The organism is Sulfuricurvum sp., assembly GCF_036279695.1.
Lineage (GTDB): Bacteria > Campylobacterota > Campylobacteria > Campylobacterales > Sulfurimonadaceae > Sulfuricurvum.
In genome coordinates, this window is sequence record NZ_DASUIQ010000009.1 from 1 (window position 1) to 6,488 (window position 6,488).

The following is a 6,488-nucleotide window of genomic DNA, read 5'->3' on the forward strand; positions in this document are numbered from 1 at the left end:
TGACGAAGACCACGGTAAGAACCAAGATCCATCAACGCTTTAATATCCATAGCGACTTGTTTACGAAGGTCACCCTCTACAGCAATACCGCTGCTTCGGATCTCTTTAGCGATTGTAGCCGCTTCATCTTCGCTGAGTTCGAATACACGTTTGTTGTAATCGAGCCCTGTTGCATCCAAAATTTTGCGTGAAGTATGTAAACCGATACCATAGATATAAGTTAATGCATACTCCAAACGTTTTTTCTTAGGTAAGTCCACACCAGCAATACGTGCCATGCTTATCCTTGTCTTTGTTTATGTTTTGGGGTTTTGCAGATTACGCGCACAATCCCTTTGCGTTTGATGACTTTACAATCATCGCACATTTTCTTCACTGAAGAACGTACTTTCATCGGTAAGCTCCGTTGATTTAAATCACTTGCTTCTCGTAGGTGGAAATTGATCACACCAATACTTGTAACTACGATTGAACGCAGTTATAAACATTCAATTCTATTTGTCCGAGAGGGCAAAGTGGACGCGTATAATACAGTATATAAGGTTAAATTTTTATTAAGGTATAAATAGAGGGGTCTAATTCGAATTGCGATTACACAATCCGAATCATAAACGGAGTTTCAAGAACGGCATCCAATGTTTCCAGCTGAATCATCAAAGCGTGGATAGAACGCTCGGATGCTTCATGCGTCGCAAACAGCAAATGGGCGCATTCGGTTTCAGAAGGGCGCTGAATAACCGCTTCGATGGAGATGGAGTGATCGGCGAAAAGGCTCGTAATCTGCGCCAAAATTCCCGGTTTATCCGAGACACGGAGACGGAGATAATATTTCGAACGGATGTCCTGCGAGTTTTTGAGGCGAAGCCCCTCTTCGAGCGGATGGTTAAATCCGAGCATCGGAGAGCGTTTGCCGGATCGGACAATATCGATGATATTCGCAACTACCGCACTCGCCGTCGCATTCCCGCCCGCACCCGGTCCGTAGTAGAGGGTTTCGCCGACACGGTCGCCGACAACGCTAATCCCGTTCATAACACCGTCGATTTTAGCGATCATCGCCTCTTCTTTGACCAATGCCGCATGAACACGGAGTTCCACTTCACCCCCATCACGCGCAGCAATTCCCAAAAGTTTGATCGTGTATCCGAACTCTTTGGCAAACGCGATGTCCGCAGGGGTAATCCCCTCGATCCCTTGGATCAAAATATCTTCGGGTTTCGCATCGATTCCATACGCGATGGAAGCGAGGATGAGCAGTTTGTGCGCCGCATCGAATCCGCCGATGTCGAAGGTCGGATCGGCTTCCGCGTAGCCCAATGCCTGCGCTTCGGCTAAAACACTCTCGAACGAAGCCCCCTCGTTCATCATTTTGGTGAGCATGAAGTTACAGGTACCGTTCATGATCCCCATAATGGAGAGGATATGGTTCGCAGAGAGTCCGTCGCGCAACGCATTGATAATCGGGATCCCCCCCGCGACACTCGCTTCAAATTCAAACGGAATATTGCCCGCAATCTCTTGAAGCTCGTAACGGTGATACGCCAAAAGGGCTTTGTTCGCCGTAACCACCGCTTTGCCGTTTTGGAGCGCTTTTTTGACGATTTCAAGGGGAAGATCGACTCCCCCCATCAACTCAACAACGATGTCGATTTCAGGATCATCGACAATGTCATACGGGTTTTGGGAAAGGGTGATTGAGAGGTCGGAAACTTTTGAGAGATCGCGTACAACCCCGCTTTTAACCACAATCTCATCACCGGAACGTGCGGTAATGATCGTTTTATTCTCTTCTAAAATCTGTACAACGGCACGCCCTACCGTACCGACACCGATAACGCCGACTCGTGTCACTCGCTCGCCTTGCCGTTTAGGGTACTCAAAAACTGTTTGATATTTTTAGCCGCTTGGCGGATACGCTGATCGTTTTCAATCAATGCAATACGGACATATTGGTCGCCGTAGTCACCGAATCCGATCCCCGGAGCTACCGCAACGTTTGCTTCCACCAAAAGACGTTTTGAAAATTCCAAACTTCCCATGTGAATAGCACACTCAGGGATTTTCGCCCAGACGAACATCGATGCCTGATTGCGGCGTACCGGCCATCCGGCACGGTTAAACGCTTCGATCAAAACATTTTGACGGTGATCGTATTTATCCGTGATCTCTTGAACACAGCTTTGATCTCCCGTAAGCGCTACGGTCGCAGCGACTTGGATCGGGGTGAACATCCCGTAATCCAGCCAGCTTTTGATCTTTTGGAGCGCCCCGATGAGTTTTGCGTTTCCGACGAAGAAACCGACACGCCATCCCGCCATGTTGTAACTTTTTGAGAGGGTGAACGCTTCCACCGCCACATCTTTTGCCCCCGGAACAGAGAGGATCGATGGGGTTTTGTAGCCGTCAAACGTCAAATCACCGTACGCGATGTCGCTGATAACGTAAAAACGTTCCCGTTTCGCCATCTCAACGACACGGGTATAAAACTCCGGTGTTACCGTTGCGGTGGTCGGGTTGTGAGGGAAGTTGACCACGAGATATTTCGGTTTCGGAAACGAGACGTGAAACGCATGTTCCAAACGCTCGAAAAACAGATCCTCGTCTACTTTGTAATCTTCATCAAACGGCAATTCCATCTTTTGGACATTTCCGCCCGCCAAAATAAACCCGTACGAGTGGATCGGATAGGTCGGATCGGGGACGACAACGACATCGCCCGGATTGGTGATAGCGTACGCCAAATGGGCATACCCTTCTTTGGATCCCATCGTCGCAACCGCTTCGGTATCGGGATCGAGATCAACGTCATAACGGCGTTTGTACCAGTCGCAAATCGCTTGACGAAGTTTTGGAATCCCTTTGGAAACCGAATAACCGTGCGTTTTGGTTTTCTCTGCCGATTCAACCAACTTTTTACGAATATGTTCAGGGGTGTCTCCGTCAGGATTTCCCATACTGAAATCGATAACGTCGGCACCGGCACGTCTGCGCGCCATTTTTAGCTCATTTACTTCGGCAAATACGTATTTCGGGAGGCGTTTAATCCGGTCAAATTGGATTTCATCAAACATGGCTACAACCTGTGATTAAAAAATTGCGCCATTTTAGCATAAGAGGCTTAGTTTAACTATAATGCGACTAAGTTATCGTCCGCCCACCGACTCAATCCACATCCCCTCTTTCATCATCTTCATCCCCTGTGCATTGGAAACTTTCAGATAGAGGGCACCATCAGGGAGGGTAGACTCAAATTCTTCTTTTGGCTCCGTCGATCGAAACGAAGAGAGGAGTTCCATGTCGGAATTAAAAACGGCAATATCAGGATACCATCTACCTGAATAAGGGGGCTGAATACGAATAGATCCCGCTGATTCAAAACGAAACCATTGGGGTACACTCACACGTTTTAACTCAACACCCTCATCCTCTCCCAACACCGGTACATTCCAACTCGCATTTTGGGTATCCAATTCCAAATAAAGGGTATTTTGATCCATACGGGCTTTTTCAATTCGTATCGCTTGTTCTTTGAGATTTTCTCCCAGAGCATTCGCATTAAAAGGTTTGGTACCGATCGCTATCGCATTCAATTCACCGCTATTTTTATCGATGATGAAGCTATTAATATCCAATCTATACCCTATTGCATTGAATGCACTGGTGATGGTTCGAAGAGCGGTTTGCGGATGAGAGGTAAAAGAGATACGGGTATTAATACTTCCCCCAATAAGGAGAAAAGGGGAAAGGAGGAGGAGTACAAGCTGTTTCATTACTGATAATTTACCAGTTTTTTCCGCCGTTACGTTCCATAAATTCTTGTTGAGTTATTTGTTTTAAATTACCCTTATCGCAAGCAAAATAGACCGTATTTTTATCATCGAGGATACTTTTGCCCTCAGAGTTCTCAATCTCTACTCTCCCGTGTCCGAGTATAATGAGCCAATCTTTGGTCGTATCGATGGCAATAGGGTCTTTGGTAATATTTTGAGTTTTTACCCCGCTTGATGTATCGATCATCCCGTACCATACTTTGTATTTTGGGAGGATACTGAGCTGTTTGCCTGAAATCGTCGGTTTCGCCGGAGCAACACTTTTGTTCGCATCGGGAGTCACAATCGTTTTTACTGCCGTGTTTACAGCGGGTAGTGTCCCATTCGTCTCATTGATGTCACTGACGTTAGCATCACTGTTTTGATCGACTACTTCAACCGCTGATGTGGTAAGATGCATTACATCATCCTGTGGTGCGATAGAGAGTTTCCCCTGCAATAAATATCCGCCGCCGATCAAGAGAGCAATCGCGGCGATCCCCGCTAAAATCCACTTCGGTTTTGAGTTAGAGGTTGCTTGTAAAATAACGGAAGGTTTCGGGGTGAGCATCAAAGCATTATTTTGACAAAACGCGGTATATTCTTCCTTGATTGCACTCAAATCAATTCCGTATTCACGCTCCAGAATTGATATGTACCCCATAAACTGAACGCGTCCGATCTGCTCATACGCTTTTCCCATTACCAACTCGACTTTATCGCGGGAAATATGGGTTTGTTCATGGATCTTTTCAGTTCCAAGAGCCTGCAAATCTTCAAACGTCTTACATTGTTTCATCTCATTCTCTCCATCAAAATTGCGCCGGCAACACCGACATTCAAAGAATCAAAATCATGCGCCATAGGGATTGAAATACCGACATCAAGGCTTTTTTGGACACGTCCGCTTAAGCCTTCACCCTCATTTCCCAATACCAAAGCTCGTTTAGCCGCAAACGTCGTTTCACGAATATCCTGACCGTCCATCACCGCACCGTAAATTTGGAAGCCGGATTGTTTCAATTCATGCAAGACATCGTGAATATTGTGGATAATAACAAGCGGCATATCGAGTGCGGCACCGCTGCTGGTGCGGATCATCGGTTCCAAGTTGGGCTCTTTTATTCCGCTGATAACAATCGCATCGACTCCCAATGCATACGCACTGCGGATCAATGAGCCGATGTTACCCATATCGGTAATCGAGCTGAGGATAACGACGAAATCACACTTTTTGAGAAACGGAGAGGCGTAAGGGACGATTTGAGAAATCTCGGCGATAAACCCCTGATGATTTCCCCCCTTGACCATCGACTGCGCCGCTTTTTCGGGGATCCGTTTGATCTCGAATCCCATTTTCATGAGGTGCGAATACTCTTTTTTCTCAATCTCTTTTGCCAAATAAAGGGTCTTTATACGATCCTTGTGACGTTCAATTGCATAATAAACCGGTTGTTTTCCATAAATAATCATGGGGTATTATACCCTAAGATTTTAAGATTTCATGAGGCGTGTATAACACTCTTTGGGATTTTCACCCGTAATTTTTGCGATCAGTTTGGAAGCGGCTTTTTTAGGGATGTCGAGGGCTAAAATATCCTGTTCGCTGAGCGATGCACTTTTCCCTTCGGAGGCTTCGATCACCACAACCCATTCCCCTCGGATCTCTTTTTCCATTTGAGGGATCAATTCCGAAGCGACCCCCCGATAAAACCGCTGGTAGCGCTTGGTCAGCTCTTTGGCTAAGAATACCTGCCGTGTCGGCGCTGCAATCGCTATCTCGCCTAAAAGTTTCTCCAACCGTGTCGGCGCTTCGTACAATACCGTCGTGTATCCGTTGAACAATGCTTCTTGCAACGCAGCGGATCGGTCATTCCCTTTGTGAGGCAAAAAGCCGAAAAAGAGCATTTTCGTCTGGACGAATCCGCTGGCGACAAATGCCGTCAGTACCGCATTTGCCCCCGGCAAAACATCGTATGCGATTTTGTGCTCGATGCAATAGTGGATCAGCATCTGCCCCGGATCGCTGATCCCCGGCATACCCGCATCGCTCACATAGACAACATTAGCATTAAAAAATTCAGGGGTTAATTTGGAAACAAATTCGGCTTCATTATGGGAATGGAGGCTGAAAAATTGGGGTTCGGTCGTTGTGAGATTGTGACGCTCTTTGAGTAAATGGATCAGTTTTTTGGTAACACGGGTATCTTCACAAAGAATCGTATTAGCGGTGGATAGAATCTCGAGAGAACGGAGTGAAATATCGGAAATATTACCGATAGGAGTGGGGACGAGGCTTAGCATAAGAGTGCTCGGTTTCTGCCCCCAAAGAGGCAAAGGGTTTAATTACGAATTTAATGCGTAACGTTTTTTGAATTTATCGATACGACCTGCTGTGTCTACTTGACGCTCAGAACCGGTATAAAACGGGTGACATGCGCTGCAAATATCAACACGGATAGTGTCTTTTGTGCTGGTTGTTGTGAATGAGTTACCGCATGCGCAGCTTGCTGTACATTCAACAACGTTCGGGTGAAGATCTTTTTTCATAAGTTTGCCTTGTGATCGACGGCGTTGTACGTCGGTCTGTATAGTTTTATATCCGTACGGGGGCGGATAATTGGAGGCGAATTATAACGAAAAAATTCTTTTTTTACAATAACCGCGATGCTATCGCTA

Annotated in this window: 9 protein-coding genes; all 9 read right to left on the reverse strand. The window is 46.4% G+C overall.

Annotated features, from left to right (window positions below; genetic code table 11):
* A partial coding sequence (rpsM, locus tag VFW36_RS00995) for a 30S ribosomal protein S13 (RefSeq protein WP_329656958.1) occupies positions 1 to 278 on the reverse strand: 278 nt, incomplete at its 3' end.
* 2 nt (positions 279 to 280) lie between these two features.
* Positions 281 to 394: a 50S ribosomal protein L36 gene (rpmJ, locus tag VFW36_RS01000; protein WP_013461154.1), complete on the reverse strand. Its 114-nt coding sequence runs from the start codon at positions 392 to 394 to the stop codon at positions 281 to 283.
* A gap of 197 nt (positions 395 to 591) precedes the next feature.
* Positions 592 to 1,851: a homoserine dehydrogenase gene (locus VFW36_RS01005; protein WP_329656959.1), complete on the reverse strand. Its 1,260-nt coding sequence runs from the start codon at positions 1,849 to 1,851 to the stop codon at positions 592 to 594.
* Positions 1,848 to 3,071, reverse strand: a complete 1,224-nt coding sequence (locus VFW36_RS01010; RefSeq protein WP_329656960.1) for an LL-diaminopimelate aminotransferase — start codon at positions 3,069 to 3,071, stop codon at positions 1,848 to 1,850. The genes VFW36_RS01005 and VFW36_RS01010 overlap by 4 nt, the downstream gene beginning before the upstream one ends.
* A gap of 72 nt (positions 3,072 to 3,143) precedes the next feature.
* Positions 3,144 to 3,770: a hypothetical protein gene (locus tag VFW36_RS01015; RefSeq protein ID WP_329656961.1), complete on the reverse strand. Its 627-nt coding sequence runs from the start codon at positions 3,768 to 3,770 to the stop codon at positions 3,144 to 3,146.
* A gap of 10 nt (positions 3,771 to 3,780) precedes the next feature.
* Positions 3,781 to 4,608: a hypothetical protein gene (locus tag VFW36_RS01020; protein WP_329656962.1), complete on the reverse strand. Its 828-nt coding sequence runs from the start codon at positions 4,606 to 4,608 to the stop codon at positions 3,781 to 3,783.
* Positions 4,605 to 5,282, reverse strand: coding sequence for a 23S rRNA (guanosine(2251)-2'-O)-methyltransferase RlmB (gene rlmB, locus VFW36_RS01025; protein WP_329656963.1), 678 nt, complete (start codon positions 5,280 to 5,282; stop codon positions 4,605 to 4,607). The genes VFW36_RS01020 and rlmB overlap by 4 nt, the downstream gene beginning before the upstream one ends.
* 21 nt (positions 5,283 to 5,303) lie before the next feature.
* Positions 5,304 to 6,113 carry a 16S rRNA (cytidine(1402)-2'-O)-methyltransferase gene (gene rsmI, locus VFW36_RS01030; protein ID WP_329656964.1) on the reverse strand — a complete coding sequence of 270 codons (810 nt, stop codon included), beginning with the start codon at positions 6,111 to 6,113 and terminating at the stop codon, positions 5,304 to 5,306.
* Between the two features lie 42 nt (positions 6,114 to 6,155).
* Positions 6,156 to 6,359: a 50S ribosomal protein L31 gene (gene rpmE / locus VFW36_RS01035; protein WP_299935407.1), complete on the reverse strand. Its 204-nt coding sequence runs from the start codon at positions 6,357 to 6,359 to the stop codon at positions 6,156 to 6,158.
* Between the last annotated feature and the right edge of the window lie 129 nt (positions 6,360 to 6,488).